The sequence below is a fragment of the Roseixanthobacter liquoris genome (assembly GCF_043195135.2).
GTDB lineage: Bacteria > Pseudomonadota > Alphaproteobacteria > Rhizobiales > Xanthobacteraceae > NCEH01.
In genome coordinates this window covers 4,060,156-4,079,313 of record NZ_CM195537.1, presented here as the reverse complement: position 1 = coordinate 4,079,313, position 19,158 = coordinate 4,060,156, and the positions used below count along the sequence as shown (strand labels likewise).

The window sequence follows — 19,158 nt, the reverse complement described above, 5'->3', positions numbered from 1 at the left end:
GGTCGGCCGGGCCGGGCGGTCAGCGCGGCAGGAAGGGATTGGTCGCGCGCTCGTCGCCAATGCTGGTGACGGCGCCGTGGCCGGGCAGGCACACCACGCCATCGCCCAAGGGCAGCAGCTTGGTCACGATGCCCTCGATCAGCTGCTCGGCGTTGCCATAGGAAAAATCCGTGCGGCCCACCGAACCCTTGAACAGCGTATCGCCGACGATGGCGACATTCGAAGGCGCGTGCACGAACACCACATGGCCGGGCGTATGCCCCGGCACCTGCAACACCTCCAGGGTCAGATCGCCGACCTGCACCGTCTCCCCCTCGGAGAGATAGCGGTCCGGGGTCACGGCCCGACCTTCGAAATCATATTTCGCCGCGGTCTCGGGCACCGCATCGAGAAGGAACTGGTCGGCCGCGTTCGGTCCCTCGATGGGCACGCCGAGGCTCTCCGCCAGTTCCGCCGCGCCGGCGGCATGGTCGAAATGGCCATGGGTGAGGAGAATCTTCTCCACCTGCACCCCGGTCTCCGCCAGCGCCGCGCGGATCCGCGGCAGGTCGCCGCCGGGATCGACCACTGCCGCCTTGTTGGTGGCGGTGCAACACAGGATCGAGCAATTCTGCTGGAACGGCGTGACCGGCACCACCGCGATCTGGATCGGCTGCATGAGGAACTCCGGAGCTGGGGCCGGGCAGGGGGCGCCGGCACGGGCCGGCGCCGGCTTCGCGAAAGCCGCGATCAGGAGGTCTTGCGCGCCCGGCTGCCGAGGGTACGCAGGCGCAGGGCGTTCAGCTTGATGAAGCCGGCCGCGTCGCGATGGTCGTAGGCCACCGCGCCTTCCTCGAACGTCACGAGGTCCTGATTGTAGAGCGAATAGGGGCTCTCGCGGCCGACCACGCTCACATTGCCCTTGTAGAGCTTCAGCGTCACGCGGCCGGTCACATAGGCCTGGGAATGGTCGATGGCGGCCTGGAGCATCTCGCGCTCGGGGGCGAACCAGAAGCCGTTATAGATCAGCTCCGCATAGCGGGGCATCAGCTCGTCCTTGAGATGCGCCGCGCCACGGTCGAGCGTGATGCTCTCGATGCCGCGATGGGCCACCAGCAGGATGGTGCCGCCGGGGGTCTCGTAGACCCCGCGCGACTTCATGCCGACGAAGCGGTTCTCCACCAGATCCAGCCGGCCGATGCCGTTGGCCTTGCCGAGTTCGTTCAGCTTGGCCAGCAGGCTGGCGGGCGAGAGGGCCACGCCGTCGATGGCGACCGGATCGCCCTTCTCGAAATCCACCGTGATGAGCGTCGCCTTGTCGGGCGCGTCCTCGGGGGAAATGGTGCGCTGGTAGACATATTCCGGCGCGTCCTCGGCCGGATCTTCCAGGACCTTGCCCTCGGAGGAGGAGTGCAGCAGGTTCGCATCCACCGAGAACGGCGCTTCGCCGCGCTTGTCCTTGGCGATGGGGATCTGGTGGCTCTCGGCGAATTCCAGCAGCCGGGTGCGCGAGGTCAGGTCCCATTCGCGCCAGGGCGCGATCACGGTGATTTCCGGTTCCAGAGCATAATAGGCCAGTTCGAACCGCACCTGGTCGTTGCCCTTGCCGGTGGCGCCGTGGGACACCGCATCGGCGCCGACCTTGCGGGCGATCTCGATCTGCTTCTTGGCGATCAGCGGGCGGGCGATGGAGGTGCCCAGCAGATATTGCCCCTCATAGACCGCATTGGCGCGGAACATGGGGAACACATAGTCGCGCACGAATTCCTCGCGCACGTCCTCGATGAAGATGTGCTCGGGCTTGATGCCCAGCAGCAGGGCCTTTTCGCGCGCGGGGGCGAGTTCCTCGCCCTGGCCGAGGTCGGCGGTGAAGGTCACCACCTCGCAGCCATAGGTGGTCTGGAGCCATTTCAGGATCACCGAGGTATCCAGGCCGCCGGAATAAGCCAGGACCACCTTCTTCACGTCGCGCGCCATCTCATCTCTCGAACTACAGGGTCTTGAAGAGCGCGCGGACTATAGGCCCGAGCGTCGCCATGGCAAGGGGAGGGCGCGCAGGGCATGGGCGATCTTGCGCATGGCGCTGCGCGAAACCCACCACAGCGCACCCAGTAGCGCGCCGATAAGTGCGTGCAGCGCCAGGCCGAGCTTGCCGATGCCGGCCTCCAGCGTCGCGCTGGAGAGCGCCCCCCGCCGGTCGTAGATGAGCCAGCGCAGGGCAACGATGACGAGCATGGTCAGCAGGGCGGAGAATACCGTATCGGTGAAGAAATGTCCGCCGAAGGCGATGCGCAGGCTTCCGGCGGCGGCGCCGAAGACGAGTGCGGCGGCAATCGCAATCGGCCGCACGCTCGGGGGCGCGAGACTCGCCGGCGCCAGCATCCAGAAGCCGAGCGATCCTTCGCCGGAGACGAAGGAGCAGTTCCCCGGGCAGGTGCCGTCGGTGGAATACCAGGGGCTGAAAACGTCCTTGCCGCCGAATGTGTCGACATGCACAGGGCGGGGACGGCCCCAATGTTCCTTCAGCACGCCGTTCACCAGAAGGCCGGGGGCAAGCGCCATTGAGAGCGCCAGCAACAGCGCGGCGCGCGCGTTCATGAACATGGGTGCGCGCGGGAACAGCAGCTTGAGAATGATGGCTGCGAAGGCGGGCCCGGCGAACAGCCAGGGAATGACGTTGCCGGCGCTGCGCAGCATTTTGGCGAGGGGCGAGGCGGCGACCTGGAAACTGCGCGAGCCTGAATCCCAGAACAGCCCGGTGATCGCGAGATCCCATTGCGGAAAGACCGTGAAGAGGATCGCGACGGCCGCGCCGGTCACGAGGGCGAAGAAGAGCACGAGCTTCAACGGATCACCTGTGTTTCCCCTCAATGCGCCCTGCGCGGTGCGTCTTCGCCCGTTTGCCGCTACGGTTTGATCCAACCCCTTGCGGGGATGCGGGGACCGGCAGCAAACTCCGGCCGATTTAGCCCGAGGAGGGGCCGATGACCAGGGCCACGCTGGATTTCTACTACGAGTTCGCCTCCCCCTATTCCTACCTGGCGGCCAGCCGGATCGGCCCCCTTGCCGAAGCTGCGAACGTGCATGTGGAGTGGAAACCCTTCCTGCTCGGGCCGATCTTCGCCGCCCAGGGCTATTCTTCCTCGCCGTTCAATGTCTATCCCCTGAAGGGTGCGCATATGTGGCGCGACTTAGCGCGCCTTGCGAATCGCTACGGCCTGCCGGCGGTGACGCGTCCGGAGCCCTTTCCGGTCAACGGCCTGCTTGGCGCGCGCGTCGCGACGCGGCTCAACGACGCGTCCCGGCCCGCCTTCACGCGCGCCCTGTTCCGCGCCGCGTTCGCCGAGGGGCGCGATATTGCCGACCGAACGGTGGTGCGGCAGGTGCTCGCCGGCCTCGGCCATTTCTGCGACGAGGTGATCGACCAGGCGGAGACGCAGGCGAACAAGGACAAGCTGCGCGCGACCGTCGAGGAAGCGCGGGCGCTCGGCATCTTCGGCGCGCCCACCTTCGTCACCGCGGACAAGGATTTGTTCTGGGGTAACGACCGGCTGGAAATGGCGCTGGAACACGCGGTGCAGATCGCCAGCGCGCCGCAGGCCGCCGCCCAATAGCCGGCCGCAGCGTCTGCTGCAGCAGGCTCGGCCGCAGCCGGGTCAGGCCGCCGGCGGCTGCCCGGCGGGCGGCGGGGGCGGCGGACGCCGATTCCGGCTGGAGGAGAGCAGCATCGGCTTCCAGAAGCCGGCGCTCCAACCCGCCACCAGCCAATAGGCGAGCCCTCCGGCCAGCCCCGCCGCGAGGATGTAGAACGGGTCCGCCACGGGCATGCGCTCGCCGCTGAGGGCGGGAAAGAGCTGGGCGCCCACAAAGGCGGAAGCCGCGCCGTTCGCCACATGGAACATCCAGGAGCGCACCGCGAACATTTCCGAGAACAGCACGCCGATCGCCGCCACGAGCCACATGGTGGAAACCAGGAACATCACCAGGAAGCCGGCGGTGAACAGGGCATCGACCAGCACCACCACGGTGTCCGGGCTCTCCGGCGCGGTGGCGAACAGGGCGCCGATGCGCCATTGGCCGAACAGGATCACGGCCGTGCCCGCGCAGATGGCCACCACATAGCCGGCGGGAACGAGAATGAACCGCAGCAGGAGGCGGAAGACGGAATCCATGGCGGGGTGGCCTTGCGTCGGCTGCGGATCGATTATTCGGCCGCCGCCGCCATGGCGCGCAGGGCCAGACGCTCGCGGGCGGAAAGCTTTTCCGTCTCGCTCTTGAGCTGGCCGCAGGCGGCGAGAATGTCACGCCCGCGCGGGGTGCGCACGGGGCTCGCATAGCCGGCGCGGAACACGATGTCGGAAAATTTCTCGATCGTCTCCCAGTCGGAGCATTCGTACTGGGTGCCCGGCCAGGGGTTGAACGGGATGAGGTTGATCTTGGCCGGAATGCCGTCGAGCAGCCGAACCAGGGCCTTGGCGTCCGCCGGGCTGTCGTTGACGCCCTTCAGCATCACGTATTCAAACGTGATGCGCTTGGCGTTGGAGGCGGCCGGATAGGTACGGCACGCCTCAAGCAATTGGGCGAGCGGATATTTCTTGTTGATCGGCACCAGCACGTCGCGCAACTCGTCGCGCACGGCGTGCAGCGAGATGGCGAGCATGGGCGCCACCTCGCGGCCGAGCCGCTCGATCTCCGGCACCACGCCCGAGGTGGACACGGTGATGCGGCGCTTGCCGAGGCCGAGGCCGTCGCCGTCCGACAGGATCTCGATGGCTTCAGCCACGGATTCATACGCATAGAGCGGCTCGCCCATGCCCATGAAGACGATGTTGGTGACGAGCCGATCCCCCTCCGTCGGCAGGCCGGGGCCGACCGCGCGCTCGCGGCCGGGATAATCGCCGAGCCGGTCGCGCGCCACCATCACCTGGGCGACGATCTCGGCGGCGGAAAGATTGCGCACCAGACGCTGGGTTCCGGTGTGACAGAACGAGCAATTGAGGGTGCAGCCCACCTGGCTGGAGACACACAGGGTGCCGCGGTCGCTCTCCGGAATATAGACGCACTCCACCTCGTGCGGCTTCTCTCCGGGCGTGTCCGCCGGCAGGCGCAGCAGCCATTTGCGGGTGCCGTCCTGCGACACCTGCTCCACCACGATCTCCGGTCGCGCCAGCGAATAGGCCTGCGCCAGTATCGCCCGCAGATGCTTGGAGACGTTGGTCATCTCGTCGAAATCGTGGGCGCCGCGCAGATAGATCCAGTGCCAGAGCTGGTTCACGCGCATGCGCAGATCGCGGTCGCCAACCCCAATTGCGGCGAGCGCGCGGCCGAGCTTCTCCCGGTCCAGCCCCACGAGCGAGGGCAGGGAAACGGGCGGCGTCGCCGGCGTGGCGGCGGGGGTGGTATCGATCACGAGCGTCATTGGGTCACACATAATGGTTTCGCGCCCGCCATGCCAGCCGCACGACGGACGCGATCCGATCCTTCAGGCCCTTTAGATGCAAGGATTGCGGCGCGGTTCGGGCAAAGCCTCCGCTGGGGGGCGGCGGCGCCGGCTATTTGCATTCCTGCGCGACGCGGTCGAGCGCCTGGCCGATGCCCGCAAGCCCGTATTTGTCGGTGGTCGGGTTGCCGCGCGCCGACAGGCTCACGACCGTCACGTCCTTGCCCTTGCGCAGGGCCTCGACCATCTTTCCCTCGTCCGCCACGTTGCGCACCCAGGCGCCTTCGGATTTCGTGTAGAGCGCGAAGGTCTGCGAGCCGATCGTCAGCTTGGCTTCGCTCGCCTCCTTGAGGGCGAATCCCATGGTCAGGCTGATCTCGTTCTTCACGTTTTCCGCCGGCCGGGTGGAGATGAAGAAGTAGGCCGGGTCGCGCTTCAGCCCGGCGGGCTGGCGGTCCTTCGGCTGGGAAATGGTGTAGCAGACCTTGGCGTTGGGGGTGGCGCTGACATAGACGCTCCAATCGCCGAACTGCGCGACCGGCTTGGGCTGCGCCTGCTGGGCGAACGCTGGACCTGCGACCAGGGCGGCGACGAGGCCGCCGAGGACGGCAAGGCGTGTGCGGAACGGAGCCATGACTTCTCCTAGATCTGAACGCGGTGCAGGAAAGGCAGCGCAGCGGGCTGCTTCAATGCCCCTAAATGTGGACGCCGACAAAAAAATGGCACACAGACTGCTTTTGCTTCCTTAACGCCCTGGCATCCTTTGCGGCCAGGGCCGTGAGTTGACAAGTCGCCATGGGCGCCATCCCCGGTTTCGTGGGAAGGATCGCGCGGTTGCGCCGGTTCCGGCAAGGCTGCGGCGGGCCGTGCCGCGCCCTGCGGCGAGGTGTGAGGGGATGGGGTCATGAAGGCTGTCATGTGCGTGCGCCACGGGCCGGCGGAGCAATTGGTGGTCCAGGATCTGCCGGATCCGCTGCCGGGTCCCGGCGAGGTGGTGGTGGACGTGGCGGCGGTCGGCCTCAATTTTTTCGACACGCTGATCATCCGCGACCTGTACCAGCACAAGCCGCCTCTGCCGTTTTCGCCGGGCGCGGAATTCTCGGGATTTGTCAGATCCTTGGGCGAAGGCGTCACCGGCCTTCGGATCGGCGACCGGGTGGCCGGCTACATGACCAGCGGCGCCGCGCGGGAGAAGGTGGTGGTCAAGGCGCAGACCCTCGCCCCGGTGCCGGACGATCTCGACCTGGTGCGCGCGGCGGGGCTGATCGTGACCTACGGCACCGCCCTCTATGCCCTGCGGGATCGCGGAGAATTGAAGGCGGGAGAGACACTTGCGGTGCTCGGGGCGGCGGGCGGCGTGGGGCTGGCGGCGGTGGAGCTGGGCAAGATCCTGGGCGCCCGCGTGATCGCCTGCGCCTCCGCGCCGGACAAGCTGGAGTTTGCCCGCGCGCACGGCGCCGATGAGGGAATAGACTATACACAGCAAGACCTTAAGGTCGCCCTCAAGGCGCTCGGCGGGGAGCGGGGCATCGATGTGGTGTTCGATCCCGTGGGCGGGGCGCAGTCCGAGCAGGCGGTGCGGGCGCTGGGCTGGTGCGGACGGCTGCTGGTGATCGGATTTGCCGCCGGCGACATCCCGAAATTGCCGCTCAACCTGTTGCTGCTAAAGAATTGTGACGCCCGCGGCGTGGCTTTCGGGGCGCAGGCGCGGCGCGATGTGCCCTGGCTCCGGGGCGCGGTGGAGGAATTGGTGGGCCATGCCCGGGCGGGCCGCATTTCCGCCCATGTGGATACCACCTTCCCGTTGGCCAATTGCGCCGACGCGCTCGGGGAGATTGCCGGCCGGCGGGTGAAGGGCAAGGTGGTTCTGACCACGGATTTCGCCGGCTGAGTCGTGGCTTTGTGCCGGATTTCTGGCTGATCTCCGCAAATGACCGCAGGATTTCGGCGCTGTTCGCCGCACATTCGGGCGAAGTTCCGGATCATCGACACGAATCCGATCGAAACCACGATGAATCCGAAGTTCCGCGCGATTCGTCGTAACGCTGAAACATCTTGCGGCTAAGGCCACCTCGCAGCATGGGGGTGGATCATGTCATGGCTAAACTTGGGTCTTGTGGCCGTCGCGAGCGTGATGGCGGCCGTTCCTTGCCTGGCGCAGACGGGCCAGCCGTTTGACCAGGCGCTGTATGGCAAGCCCGGCGAACTGGTGGATGTCGGCAACGGCCGGCGGCTGAACCTGGTGTGCCAGGGCAGCGGCAGCCCGACCGTGATCTTCGAGGCCGGCTTCGGCGAGACCTCGGTGACGTGGCGCTATGTGCAGGGGGAGATCGCCAAGCTCACCCGTGCCTGCGCCTATGATCGCGCCGGCCTCGGCTTCAGCGATCCGACGCACGAGCCGCAGAACCTGGCGGTGATGACGCGCGACCTGCACAAGATGCTGCTGGCGGCGAAGATCGAGCGGCCCATTCTCCTGGTGGCCCATTCCATGGGCGGGATGAACGCGGTCTATTTCGCCGATCGCCATCTCGACGACCTGGCGGGCCTGGTGCTGGTGGACCCGGCGGTGGCGAATCAGGAGAGGCTGATGGCGCCGGTCACCCAATCCTATTACCAGGCCAATGCCGGCCAGCGGGCCTTGCTCGATAAGTGCCTTGCCGCCGCGAAGGTCGGCGATATCAAGCCGGGCAGCCAGATTCTCGCCGATTGCGGCAATGTGACCGCGGGCGCCGATGCCGCTCTGGCGGCGGTCGAGAACGGCTGGAGCATGACCACCTCCTATTGGCAGGCCATGCTGTCCGAGCACGAGAACATGTTCTCGATGAACGCCCCCACGCCCACCCGCGACGATCGCGAGCTCGATGCCGCCCGGGGCAGCTTCAAGGCCCTGCCGCTGATCGTGCTGACCGCCGGCAACGCCATGCCCAACATGCCCGAGGCCGAGCGCGCGCCGGCCAATGCCCTGTGGATGCAGCTGCATGATCGGCTGGCGGCGAATTCCACGGTGGGCGTGAACCGCCTAATCCCCAAGTCGGGACATTATATCCAGGATGACGACCCCAAGGCGGTGATCGCCGCCATCACGGAAGTCCTGGCGGCGGCGCGCAAATAGGCGCCCTGCGAGAAGGGCCGGGCGCGCCTTCGCCCGGCCATCGCACCGCGCGGCACGCGGGACGCCGGGGCGCTATATCGGTGCGGCTGCGGCGCGCCAAACCCGGGAACCGCACGCGGGCGGGGAACTCCGTCGCGGGCGTCTTTGCGAGATGCGCCTTCGTGAGATGGGCCTCCAGCAGATGCGCCGTCGGCCGGATGCGCGTTCGGCGACCGGCACCTTTCGCAGGGCATCGAGGCCAACGCTCGTCCCGGCTATGAAACCAGACGCCTCGCGCCGCCCGCGCCGTGCGGGCGGGCCCGAACCCCGAATCCCGATCCGCCGCGTCCGCTCAGGCGGCGACGGCGTGGGGCAGCAGGCGGTGGGCGGCGCGGGAGAAGACGTGATCCATGAAGCAGCGGGCATTGGTGCGCAGGAAGAAATGCGCGCCTTCCACCGTGACGAGCTCGAAATCGCCGCGCGTTTCCAGGGCCCATCCGGCCATGTCCTGCGGCCCGGCAAACGGGTCCTCGGTGCCGGCGAAAGCCACCACCGGGCAGGGCAGGGGCGCGGCCGCCGGCATGGCGCCCTCGGCCATCTCGAAATCGGCCCGCAGCATGGGTTCCAGCAGGTCGCGCAATTCCTGGTTGGCCAGCACCTCGGAGGGCGTGCCGTTATAGGCGGCGAGGCGCGCCCAGAAGGCATCCGAGGGCAGCATGTGCAGGGGCGGCCGGCGGCTCGGCGCGTTGGGCGCGCGATGGGCGGCGAGAAACAGGATGTGCGGCAGCGGCATGTCCTCGCGCCGCAGCTGCAGAATCAGGGCGCGGGCGACCCGCGCGCCGAGCGAATAGCCGAGCAGGCCGAACGGCCGGTCGAGCCAGGGGCGCAGCGCCTCCACAAGGGCGGTCACCACGGCCTCGACGCTGCGCAATGGGGTTTCGGCGGTGCGGCTCTCGCGTCCCGGCAATTGAATCGGCTGCACATCGAGCCAGGCTGGGGCATTGCGCCGCAACCCCATGAAGCTGCTCGCTCCGCCGCCGGCGAAGGGCAGGCAGAACAGGCGATGGGAATGCGCGGTTCCGGCCTCGGCATGGGGCAGCCATCTGCGGCTTGCCGCGTCACGCGCGCCCGGCCAGGAGGCATGGCTAACGGCGTGGCTAACGGCGTGGCCGGTGGCATGGGGCGCGGGGCCGAAGGACGGCGTGGCGAGACCAAGGCCGTTCATGACGCTGTTCCTCATCAAGGCGCGCGGTTCCGGGCCGAAGGCCGAGCCCCCGCACATTCGCGAGCGTGTCGAAATCTAAAAAACCAAAAGTTGTATCGTGTCTTCTTGAAAATAACCCTGATCGGCATCGAGGCGCGGCCCGGCAGCCCTGTGACGCCGGACCGGCTGTATTTCTCGCCTCCGCCGGATGCAGCCGGCGCAGGGGCGGCCCCTCGCCCGCCGGCAGATTCATAGCCGTCTGTGCAGCTCGCAGCGTCCGGTTTCCCTTCGGCAAGCGTTAAGTCACAGCTCTACGAGTCCGCCCCGTAGATTAGTTGTCTTTCAGCGCGGAAGAAGTGTCGTAGCTCGATGTCAACGATATGACAAAAAAATGCAGGTTTGCTTACAGGTTGGATCGGTACCGGCAGGTGTATATTAAATCAGACAATTGAATACGTGAAGTATGTGGACTTCTGGAACTGCTTATGTCAGTTTCCCGCCGCATCGCGCGCCGGGCTGCCCAGGTGGTTTCCGGCGTGAGGATGTCCGGGATGGGTCCTGCGGGTGCGCGGCTTCGCGAAGGCCGTCGGCACGCCGCGGGCAAGGCTTAGAACCGAAGGCGCGGATTGCGTCGAATCGGTACGTATTATCAGAGTTGTAATCGTTTCGGGCCGGCCGAGCCCGGTCCCAGCAAGATCGGTGCCGCGCGGCGTCCGCGGGCACCGAGTCGGGTCGGGCGCGCAGGTCCGGCCGCAAACTGTTCGTTATCCAACCGCGTGAGGATGACCCCATGGTTTCCGATGTGCAGAACGACCACGAATCGCATGTGGACAGCCCCGTGGCGTCCGCTCCGCTCGTCTCCAACCAGGACAAGGCCGAGAAGATCGTGCGCTCGCACGCGCTCTGGGCGGCCGGCATGGGCCTGATCCCGCTGCCGGTGGTGGATGTGGCCGGCGTGGCGGGCATCCAGTACACCATGATCGGCGAGCTGGCGAAGGTCTATGACCTGCCGTTCTCGCGCGAGCGCATCCGCGCCGTTGCGGCCTCCGTGCTCGGCGGCGGCATCCCCGCCGTGATGACCACCGGCGGCCTCGGCAGCATCGCCAAGTCCGTGCCCTTCATCGGCACCCTGCTCGGCGCGGCCGTCATGCCGGCGCTCTCCGCCGCCGCCACCGTCGCGCTCGGCCGGGTGTTCACCCAGCATTTCGAGGCCGGCGGCACGCTGCTCGACTTCGAGCCGGAAAAGATGCGCGCCTATTTCGTGCAGGAATTCGAAAAGGCCCGCGCCGACACGTCCACCCTGCTGTCCAGCGCTGGCGATGCCATGCGCGGCCGCAAGAAGGACGCCGTGGTCGTCGAGCCGGTCGCCGAAGTGCCGGCGGGCACCCCGGTCGCCCCGGTCCTGTGAGATCGCCGGTGGGCGCGGCGCCGGTGCGTCGCGCTCACCGCATGTCGGCCCGTCCCGCGCTGGGCGAGGGGCGGTGCCGCGCTCCGGCGCGGATCCAGGTGTTCCGGCCGCAAGGTCTTGAGTGACACGGGAACAGTCACACGGGAACCTGCGGCCGCGCTTGAGTTTGAGGCGTCTTTGCGTTTTGCCGGCGTGTTTGCGAGGGGCGTGCCATGGCCATCATGATCTATCTGCTGCTGAGCCTGCTGGTGGGTTTCCTCGGCATCGGCCTGCGCGGCGGCTTTTTTCTTTATTTCATCCTGTCGATCGCGCTCTCCCCGCTGGTCGGGCTGATGATCCTCGTGATCGTGGGATCGAACGGTGACCGCAACACCACCGTCAAACTGCCGCGGTATTAGGCGCGTGCGATGGCGCCCCCTTCGCTCGACCATGTTCCAAGCATGAGTGCGTAAATCCATGAGCGACAGGCTGGCAGAGCCCCCAATCGGATACGATGCGCCCCTGCGGGGCGATATCGAAGAAGGGGCCGGGCCCGCCGCGCCGGGCCCCTGGGGGCGGCTGCGGCGTCGCATCGCCTTGATATTGCTGGTCGCGCTCGTATTCGTGGTGTTTCTCGCGCCTTATATGATCGTCAACGTGCCGGTGGGCTCGGGCGGCGTGTTGTGGCGCCGGTTCGGCGGCACCGAGCTGCGGTTCTCCATTCCGAGCGGCATCACCATCAAATGGCCGTGGGACATCATCTATGTCTATGACCTGCGCCTTCAGGCCCGCAACGTGGACATCGTGGCCATCACCTCCGACGGCCTGAACATCTCCATTTCGATCACCTATCGCTGGTTCCTGAACCAGAAATTCCTGCCGCACCTCAATTCCGTGCTCGGCCCGAGCTATGCCGAGACGCTGCTTCTGCCCGAGGTGAATGCGGCCACCCGCCGGGAATTCGCCATGTTCGCCGTGCGCGATTATTATGGCCCGACGCGCGAAAACATGATGCAGCGGGTGTTCCGCGCGGTGGTCGATCCGGGTGTGAAGAATTACATCTGCTCCCAGAGCGATGTGAACGTGGAGAATGCCAATGGAAATTGGCAGGATTGCCTGATCATCCTCACCGACGTTCTGGTCCGCGACGTTGCCCTGCCGCCGCGCATCGTCGCCGCGATCCAGAGCAAGATCGAGCAGGAACAATTGGTTCAGGAAATGCAATATCGCGTGGAGCGTGAGCATTATGAATCCGACCGAAAGTATATCGAGGCGGAAGGCATCCGCAAATTCCAGGAGACGGTGCAGTCCGGCATTTCGGAGAATTATCTGAAATGGCGCGGCATCGAGGCGACCGTCCTGCTCGCCACCTCGCCCAATGCCAAGACCGTGGTGGTGGGCGGCAATAACGGGCTGCCGCTGATCCTCAATACCGGGGACTCGGCCGCCCCCGCCGCCCCTCCCCAGCAGGCGCAGGCGCAGGCGCCGGGGCTGGGGGCCATCGGCGCCGTGGGTGCGCGCAATTCCGCCGCCGCGACCGCGGATTACAATCGCCCCGCGCCCTCGGCCGCCCTGTCCGGCTCGCTCGATGTTTCGCGGCCCGATCTCGGCCAGCGCCCGCCCGGCGGCAGCGGCGCGATCCTGCCGCAAGGCGCGTGGTCCAGCGACCTTTCCGCCTACACCAAGGCGTATGAGAACGGCCTTCTGCCCCAGTCCATCGCCCCCTTCGTGCGCCAGGAGGCGACAGACGCGGCGATTGCCACCGGGTCGCCTGCGCCCGCCCCGCCGCCGCCCACCGGCCAGCAGGGTGGACCGCCGCAGCTGCGCCCGGGGGCGGTATTGCCCGGGGCGGTTCCGCCCGGCACGCCCTCGCTCGCCAGCGGCGACCGGCCGGACCCGGTGGTGCAGCCGCACGCGACGCAATTGTTCAACAGTCCCCTCGGTCTCGGCGGGGCGCGCGAGCTGTTCGCCACCTGGGCGGCCTGGCTCTCGCCGAACGAGCCGCCCGTCGGCCCGGGTCGCGCGCCGTGAGGAAGGGGCGGTTCAGACCTCGGGCCCGGCGCCCGATGTCCTTCCGCCCGCTCCCGCTTCCGGTTCTTGCGCCGCTGTTTTTCTTTGCCGGCATCGCATTGAGCGCCGCGGCGGACAATCTGCCCACCAATGCGCCCCAGGAAAACAACCAGGACACCGGCACCACGACGCCGGTGCGGCCGCTGAAAGTGCCTGAAGTCACGCCCACCACCGGCTTTCGCTATCTCGACGGCGCGCTGGTGGTGGCGCCGCAGATCTCGTTCGACAGCCTGTATTCCACCAACGTGCTGGAGACCCCGCCGCCCACCGGCGGCGATCTCGGGCTGGTGGCGGCGCCGGCGATCCACATCAAATACGACCAGGGAAATTACGGTGGCGCCCTGGTGGCCTCCTATCGATATACCGACTATGTCCTGCACGACACGATGGTGAAGAAGGAATATCTCTTCAATCCTTCCGCCTTCGGCAAGATCAACGAGGATTGGACCTCCAATTCCAGCTATAAGGCAACCCAGCAGGCGGTCTCCAATGCCGCGCTCGGCGCCGTCCCGAAAGCGCTCAACACCATCACCAAGCAGCAGTACAAGACCGGGCTGGATTATGACCAGGGCCCCTGGTTCGGCGAGATCGCGGTCTCCATGAAGGACAGCCAGTTCTATTCCCAGAGCCTGGGGACCGGCGCCTCGACCAGCCTTTATGAATTGGCCGATTTCAATCAGATCAGCAAGGTCGGCTATAATTTCAACAAGACCGACAAGATTTATGCGCTGGTGGCGCTCGACCGTACCATTTATACCATGACGGACCTGTATGACCGCAATTCCGTCGGCTATCTGGCGGCGATGGGCTTTTCCTATGCCTTCACTCCCGCGCTGAACATTTCGGGCCAGCTCGGCTATCTGATGCAGGATTATGCCGATCCACGCTTCGCCGTGGTGAGCACCCTGGTGGGCTATGCGAAGCTGAAGTGGCAGATGGACGCCACCTGGAGCACCGAGCTCAATTGGAGCCGCCTCGCGTCCGAACTGGTCTATCCCGGCACGCCGGGCATCTTCATCAATACTTACGATATCGCTTTGCGCAAGCAATATGATCCCAAGACGCTCATCGAGGCGCGGTTCCAATATATCGTCCAGGAGGCGATCCAGCTTCCCATCGTCTATGACGAGTCGGTCTATTCGATCGGCTGCCAATATCTTTGGAACGATCACACGACCATTGAATACGGATACAAATTCAACCACCAGATCACGTCGGACAATTCGCAGAATTTCGACGAACACATCGTCGGTGCCGGCATCACCTATAAATTCTGAAGGCGCAATCGGACCGCTCATGATCAGCCGCGACAATATCAAGGATATCTACCCGCTGACCGCGTTCCAGGAAGGCGTCGCCTTCCATGATCTGCTGGAGCGCGAGGCGGGGGAGGAGGGGCAGCGCAGCTATTTCCAGCAGATGCGCTTTTCCATTCGCGGCCCGCTGGATGTCGCCGCCTTCGATCGCGCCTTCGCTTTGGTGGTGGCGCGGCACGACATGCTGCGCACCGTGTTTCGCCTCACCGGCGGCGATCGCGCGCTTCAGATCGTGCTGAAGACGCGGCCCTTCGCCTGCGACATCGTCGATCTTTCCGCCCTGCCGCCGCAGGAGCGCGCGGCGCGGGTGGAAGCCTATGCCAAGGCGCAGCGCGAGACGGCATTCGATCTCCAGCGCGACGTGCTGCTGCGGGTCGGGGTGCTGGTGGAGACGCGCGAGCTTGCCCGCGTGGTGTTCTCCTTCCACCATATCCTGATGGACGGCTGGTGCATCGGCATCCTGCAGGATGAGCTGACGCGGGCCTATCAGGCGTATGCGCGCGGCGCGGAACCGCAACTGCCGCGCCCGATGCCGTTCAGCGCCTTCGTGAAGGCCTCGCTGGCGCGGCGCGAGCGGGCCGGGCTCGGCTATTGGCGGGGCTATCTCGCCGGCGCCGACACCGCCTTGCCGCTGCCGGCGGCGCGGGCGCGCGCGCTCGGGACGGGGCGCGACATGCGCAGCCACACGGCGGGCTTCTCCGTTGATCTCACGCGCCGTCTTGCCGCGCGGGCGCAGGCCAGCGGCGCCACCTTCAATTCGCTGATCCAGGCGCTCTGGGGCCTCCTGCTGGCCAAGGTGGAGGATCGCGACGACGTGGTGTTCGGCGCCATGGCCTCCACCCGCCCGCCGGACATGGAGGGCGCGGACACCATCCTCGGCCCATGCATCGGCATGCTGCCGCTGCGGGTGCGCGTGGTGGCGGGGGAGAGCGTTTCCGCCTTCCTGCGCCGCGCCCAGGCCGAGCGCATGGACTGGCTGGAGAATGTGCATTGCGCGCTCGCGGACATCCAGGCCGCGAGCCCCCTGCGCCAGGGGCTGATCGGCCATTATTTCGTGTTCGAGAATTATCCCCTGGAGGAGCGCTTCCAGGGCGCGGCGCAGGAGCTGGCGCCGGGTGTCACCATCGAGGATGTCAGCGTCTACCAGACCTCCAATTATGATTTCGGCGTGGTCGCCCTGCCGGGCGAGGCGCTCAAGATCGTGCTTACCTTCAACGCCGACGTGGTGGACCCGGACCGCGTCGCCCGCCTCGCCGCCTGGCTGGAGGTGCTGGCGCAGCAGGTGGCGGATGCGCCGGACCGCGCGGTGGAGGACCTGACGCTCCTCGATGCGGACGAGCACGCCCGCGTGATGACCTGGGGCGATGGCGGGGCGCTGCCGGCCCAGGCGGAAAACCTGCGGACGGCGCGGGTCGCCCTGGTCGCGCGGCAGGGCGAGGCGCCGGCCTTGCGGCTGGGCGACAGCGTCGTTTCCCACGCCGCGCTGGAGCAACACGCGCGCCGCCTCGCCCTGCGGCTCGCGGACCTTGGCGCTACCCCCTCCATCCCGGTCGCGCTGCATGCGGACGCGGGGGAGGGGCTGGCGACCGCCATGCTGGCCTGCCTGCTGCTGGGCGTGCCCTATGTGCCGCTCGACCTGCCGAGCCCGCCGGCGCGCCTCGCCCATATTCTCGCCGATTGCGGCGCCCGCCTCGTTCTGAGCGCGGCGGCGGAGCGCCTGCCGGACCTGCCGGACGGCGTCGCTCTGCTGTCGCTGGAAGAGGAGCTGGAACGGGCACGGGGCGCGGCGGGGGAGGGCGCGTGTGCCGATCTGCCGCCGCTGCCGGCCGATCCCACCGCTTATGTCATCTACACGTCCGGTACGACGGGCCAGCCCAAGGGCGTGCGCATCGGCCATGGGGCGCTTTTGGCCTATGTGTCCTGGCTGGTGCGGCGCTGCGGGCCGGACTTCCCCATCCGCACGGCGCTGCTCACCTCGCCGGCCTTCGACCTTGGCTATACCGCCGTCTTCGGCGCCCTGCTGGGCGGCGGCTGCCTCTCGCTGCTGGACGAAGACGCCCGGCGCGATCCCGAACAGGTGCTGGCTCTGCTCGCAGCCCACAAGCTGACGCTGCTCAAGCTCACCCCCTCCTATCTCGCCATGCTGATGGCCACGCCCGGCAGCGCTGCGGCGTTCGCCGGCGCACGGGATCTGCGGCTCATCCTGCTGGGCGGGGAGGCGCAGAATTTCGCCGATCTCCACCAGCTCAAGAGGCTGGCGCCGCAGGTGTCGCTGGCCAATCATTATGGGCCGACGGAGACCACCATCGGCTGCGTGAGCGGGCCGCTGGACGATCTCGCCGAAGCCGGGGCAGGCCCGCAGCGCATCGGCCGGCCGATCTCGGGCGCCCGCGCCTTCGTCTGCGACCGCACCCTGCGGCCGGTGCCGGAAGGGATCGCGGGCGAATTGCTGGTGGGCGGCGCGGGGCTCGCCCAGGGCTATGTGAATGCGTCGCCCGCGGATGCGGCCCGCTTCACCCGCCTGTCCTTGGCGGCCGACGCGGGCGCGGGCGACGTGCCCGTCTATCGCACCGGCGACAAGGTGCGCTGGCTCCCCGATGGGCAGCTGGAATTCCTCGGCCGCATGGACGACCTGGTGAAGATCCGCGGCTATCGCGTTTCGCTGAAGGAAGTCGAGGCCGCCTTGCGTGCGCTGCCGCAGGTCGCCGATGCGGCGGCGGTGGTGGATGCGCGCGGCGGCGCGGCGGAATTGTTCGCCTATGTGATCCTTGCCGAGGGCGCCCCCGCCGACGCCGGGGCGCTGCGGGCCGCGCTCGCCGCCCGCCTGCCGCCCGCCATGGTGCCGAGCCGATTCTTCCCCGTCTCGCGCTTTCCCATGACCGCGAACGGCAAGCTCGACCGCAAGGCGCTGGAAGAGCATTGGCGCGCCCCCGCCGCCGGCCCCCGCGCGGATGAGCCGGGCAGCGCCCTGGAAGAGGGGTTGCGCAAGCTCTGGAAAGAGGTGCTGTTCCTCGAACAGGTGGGGCTGGAGGAGGATTTCTTCGCCCTTGGCGGCCATAGCCTCAAGGCCATCGCCCTGGTCTCGAAAGCCAAGGCGGCGCTTGGCCGCCAGCTCACCTTGCGCAGCCTGTTCGACCATCCCACGATCCGCGCGCTCGCGACCTATCTGGAACGCCCGCCGGCGGACGCGGCGCCGTCGTCGCTGCTGAAGCTGCGCGCGGCGACGCCCGGCGCGCCGGTGGCGTTCTTCTTCCCGCCCGCGCTCGGCACCTCGACGCTGTACCGCGATCTCACCGAGCCGCTGGCATGCGACGTCGCCTGCTACGGCCTGCAAGCGCCGGGGTTCGACGCCGACATGGCGTTCGCGCCGAGCCTTGCGGCGGCGGCGGCGCTGTTCGCGGCGCAGATAGTGCCGATGGAAAGCGCCCATCCGCTGCGGCTCGTGGGCTGGTCGCTGGGCGCGCATTTCGCGCTTGAGACGGCGCGGCTGCTGGAAGCGCGCGGGCGGGCGGTCACCCTCGTCCTGCTCGATGCGGCGCCGGAGGAGAGAGCCCCGGAGAAGGGCGCGACGCCGCCCGCCGCCTTCACCTTCGCGCAATTGCGCACCAAGCCCTATTGGGGGCGGGTGCTCGCCATCATGGAGCAATTGCCGGCGGAGGATTTCGCCCGCATCGAACGCCTCGCCGCCCACCATCAGGCGATCGCCCGCGCCCATCGGCCGGAGGCGGCGCCGCTTGCGGCACCCATCACCTGCATCGAGGCGGCGGATGCGGTGCCGCGCGCGGGCGGGGCGGCGTTCCGGGCGAGAACGCGGGGCCGGTTCGTGCTGCACGAGGTGGGCGGGGATCATTATTCCATGTTCCACCCGCCCCATGTTCACACGGTGCTGAGCCTGCTGCGGCAGGTGCTGAGCGCCAGCGATGCGTGCGGCAGCGGGGCGCCCGCTGCCAGCGCCGCCCCGTCGCCGACCGCATAGGCGCTGAGATGCGGCCGCGCCTCGCCTTCCGCGCAGACCGCCAGGCAATGGCGGGGCGGCGTGACGCCGCTCCACAAATGCCAATTGCCGCGCGCCGCCCCGGACAGCTGCGTGACCGCCAGGGAATCGCCCGCCGGGGGATCGCCCGCCAGGGGATCGACCGCGAACTGCACCGTCTGCGGCGCCTGGGAGAGGCCGAGGCCGGCCGCCTTGAGCAGGCTTTCCTTCAGCGTCCACAAGGTGAAGAAGCGCCGGGCGCGCGCCTCCCCGTCCGCGAGCGCGGCGAGGGCCGCATGTTCGGCCGGCGCGCAGAAGGCGGCGGCAAGATCCAGCGTCGCGGTGGCCGGCACGATGGCTTCCACATCGACGCCCAGCGGGGCCTCTTCGCCCACCACCACCGCCACCAGTCCGGCGGTGTGGGACAGGCTGAAGCTCACGCCCGCGCCACCTTCGGCATGGGCGACCGGCTTGCCGAGCGGCGGCGCGCGGAAGCGCCACGCGACCGGCGCCACGGCGGGGCGGGCGCGGCTGAGGGCGAAGCGCGCAAGCGCATGGGCAGCGATGAAGGCGGTGCGGTCGTGTGCAAAGCGCAGGCGCGCCGCGCGGGCGTTCTCCTCCGCGTCCAGAACGGCGGCGAAAAGCGCAATGTCCTGCGGGCCGAGCCGTTCGAGCGCGAGCAGGTAAAGATCGATCAC

The 19,158-nt window shown here is 67.8% G+C and carries 16 protein-coding genes; 8 read left to right on the top strand and 8 right to left on the bottom strand.

Annotated features, from left to right (window positions below; all coding sequences use genetic code 11):
• Window positions 1-19: 19 nt before the first annotated feature.
• From V5F84_RS18355 to V5F84_RS18345, 3 genes are all read right to left on the bottom strand, one after another.
• Entirely contained in the window at window positions 20-658 is a 639-nt protein-coding gene (locus tag V5F84_RS18355; RefSeq protein ID WP_394041560.1) for an MBL fold metallo-hydrolase, read from the bottom strand.
• A gap of 71 nt (window positions 659-729) precedes the next feature.
• On the bottom strand, window positions 730-1,956 hold the full coding sequence (locus V5F84_RS18350) for an argininosuccinate synthase (protein WP_394041559.1): 1,227 nt from the start codon (window positions 1,954-1,956) through the stop codon (window positions 730-732).
• Window positions 1,957-1,995: 39 nt separating this feature from the next.
• A complete protein-coding gene (locus tag V5F84_RS18345; RefSeq protein ID WP_394041745.1) occupies window positions 1,996-2,817 on the bottom strand; it encodes a phosphatase PAP2 family protein in 822 nt (273 codons plus the stop codon).
• Between the two features lie 146 nt (window positions 2,818-2,963).
• Here V5F84_RS18345 and V5F84_RS18340 point away from each other — a divergent pair, with 146 nt between their 5' ends.
• Complete coding sequence (locus tag V5F84_RS18340; protein WP_394041558.1) at window positions 2,964-3,593, top strand: 2-hydroxychromene-2-carboxylate isomerase; 630 nt, start codon at window positions 2,964-2,966, stop codon at window positions 3,591-3,593.
• Window positions 3,594-3,635: 42 nt separating this feature from the next.
• On the opposite strand, the gene V5F84_RS18335 is transcribed toward V5F84_RS18340, so the two are convergent.
• From V5F84_RS18335 to V5F84_RS18325, 3 genes are all read right to left on the bottom strand, one after another.
• Window positions 3,636-4,151, bottom strand: coding sequence for a hypothetical protein (locus tag V5F84_RS18335; protein ID WP_394041557.1), 516 nt, complete (start codon window positions 4,149-4,151; stop codon window positions 3,636-3,638).
• A gap of 32 nt (window positions 4,152-4,183) precedes the next feature.
• Window positions 4,184-5,398: a dual-specificity RNA methyltransferase RlmN gene (gene rlmN / locus V5F84_RS18330; RefSeq protein ID WP_394041556.1), complete on the bottom strand. Its 1,215-nt coding sequence runs from the start codon at window positions 5,396-5,398 to the stop codon at window positions 4,184-4,186.
• A 133-nt stretch (window positions 5,399-5,531) separates the two neighbouring features.
• Window positions 5,532-6,053 carry an invasion associated locus B family protein gene (locus V5F84_RS18325; RefSeq protein ID WP_394041555.1) on the bottom strand — a complete coding sequence of 174 codons (522 nt, stop codon included), beginning with the start codon at window positions 6,051-6,053 and terminating at the stop codon, window positions 5,532-5,534.
• 270 nt (window positions 6,054-6,323) lie between these two features.
• On the opposite strand from V5F84_RS18325, the gene V5F84_RS18320 reads away from it, so the two are divergent.
• Window positions 6,324-7,310: an NADPH:quinone oxidoreductase family protein gene (locus V5F84_RS18320; protein WP_394041554.1), complete on the top strand. Its 987-nt coding sequence runs from the start codon at window positions 6,324-6,326 to the stop codon at window positions 7,308-7,310.
• Window positions 7,311-7,511: 201 nt separating this feature from the next.
• Complete coding sequence (locus V5F84_RS18315; RefSeq protein WP_394041553.1) at window positions 7,512-8,531, top strand: alpha/beta fold hydrolase; 1,020 nt, start codon at window positions 7,512-7,514, stop codon at window positions 8,529-8,531.
• Between the two features lie 331 nt (window positions 8,532-8,862).
• Here V5F84_RS18315 and V5F84_RS18310 read toward each other — a convergent pair whose 3' ends face one another.
• Window positions 8,863-9,735: a thioesterase II family protein gene (locus tag V5F84_RS18310; protein WP_394041552.1), complete on the bottom strand. Its 873-nt coding sequence runs from the start codon at window positions 9,733-9,735 to the stop codon at window positions 8,863-8,865.
• A gap of 769 nt (window positions 9,736-10,504) precedes the next feature.
• On the opposite strand from V5F84_RS18310, the gene V5F84_RS18305 reads away from it, so the two are divergent.
• From V5F84_RS18305 to V5F84_RS18285, 5 genes are all read left to right on the top strand, one after another.
• Window positions 10,505-11,122: a YcjF family protein gene (locus V5F84_RS18305; protein ID WP_394041550.1), complete on the top strand. Its 618-nt coding sequence runs from the start codon at window positions 10,505-10,507 to the stop codon at window positions 11,120-11,122.
• Window positions 11,123-11,334: 212 nt separating this feature from the next.
• Window positions 11,335-11,520 (top strand): hypothetical protein, encoded by a 186-nt coding sequence (locus V5F84_RS18300; RefSeq protein WP_394041549.1) that lies wholly within the window; start codon window positions 11,335-11,337, stop codon window positions 11,518-11,520.
• A 58-nt stretch (window positions 11,521-11,578) separates the two neighbouring features.
• Window positions 11,579-13,132, top strand: a complete 1,554-nt coding sequence (locus tag V5F84_RS18295) for a prohibitin family protein (RefSeq protein WP_394041548.1) — start codon at window positions 11,579-11,581, stop codon at window positions 13,130-13,132.
• Between the two features lie 98 nt (window positions 13,133-13,230).
• Window positions 13,231-14,448, top strand: coding sequence for an outer membrane beta-barrel protein (locus tag V5F84_RS18290; protein ID WP_394041547.1), 1,218 nt, complete (start codon window positions 13,231-13,233; stop codon window positions 14,446-14,448).
• Between the two features lie 19 nt (window positions 14,449-14,467).
• Window positions 14,468-18,463, top strand: a complete 3,996-nt coding sequence (locus V5F84_RS18285; protein ID WP_394041546.1) for a non-ribosomal peptide synthetase — start codon at window positions 14,468-14,470, stop codon at window positions 18,461-18,463.
• Here V5F84_RS18285 and V5F84_RS18280 read toward each other — a convergent pair.
• On the bottom strand, window positions 18,364-19,158 hold the full coding sequence (locus tag V5F84_RS18280) for a 4'-phosphopantetheinyl transferase family protein (RefSeq protein ID WP_394041545.1): 795 nt from the start codon (window positions 19,156-19,158) through the stop codon (window positions 18,364-18,366). The genes V5F84_RS18285 and V5F84_RS18280 overlap by 100 nt on opposite strands.

Bases quoted from the DNA above. Each gene is read 5' to 3' on its own strand.
- V5F84_RS18320 (WP_394041554.1), top strand. From the start codon at position 6,324: ATGAAGGCTGTCATGTGCGTGCGCCACGGGCCGGCGGAGCAATTGGTG.
- V5F84_RS18350 (WP_394041559.1), bottom strand. From the start codon at position 1,956: ATGGCGCGCGACGTGAAGAAGGTGGTCCTGGCTTATTCCGGCGGCCTG.
- V5F84_RS18305 (WP_394041550.1), top strand. From the start codon at position 10,505: ATGGTTTCCGATGTGCAGAACGACCACGAATCGCATGTGGACAGCCCC.
- V5F84_RS18335 (WP_394041557.1), bottom strand. From the start codon at position 4,151: ATGGATTCCGTCTTCCGCCTCCTGCTGCGGTTCATTCTCGTTCCCGCC.
- V5F84_RS18355 (WP_394041560.1), bottom strand. From the start codon at position 658: ATGCAGCCGATCCAGATCGCGGTGGTGCCGGTCACGCCGTTCCAGCAG.
- V5F84_RS18325 (WP_394041555.1), bottom strand. From the start codon at position 6,053: ATGGCTCCGTTCCGCACACGCCTTGCCGTCCTCGGCGGCCTCGTCGCC.
- V5F84_RS18295 (WP_394041548.1), top strand. From the start codon at position 11,579: ATGAGCGACAGGCTGGCAGAGCCCCCAATCGGATACGATGCGCCCCTG.
- V5F84_RS18285 (WP_394041546.1), top strand. From the start codon at position 14,468: ATGATCAGCCGCGACAATATCAAGGATATCTACCCGCTGACCGCGTTC.
- V5F84_RS18310 (WP_394041552.1), bottom strand. From the start codon at position 9,735: ATGAACGGCCTTGGTCTCGCCACGCCGTCCTTCGGCCCCGCGCCCCAT.
- V5F84_RS18300 (WP_394041549.1), top strand. From the start codon at position 11,335: ATGGCCATCATGATCTATCTGCTGCTGAGCCTGCTGGTGGGTTTCCTC.
- V5F84_RS18315 (WP_394041553.1), top strand. From the start codon at position 7,512: ATGTCATGGCTAAACTTGGGTCTTGTGGCCGTCGCGAGCGTGATGGCG.
- V5F84_RS18340 (WP_394041558.1), top strand. From the start codon at position 2,964: ATGACCAGGGCCACGCTGGATTTCTACTACGAGTTCGCCTCCCCCTAT.
- rlmN (WP_394041556.1), bottom strand. From the start codon at position 5,398: ATGACGCTCGTGATCGATACCACCCCCGCCGCCACGCCGGCGACGCCG.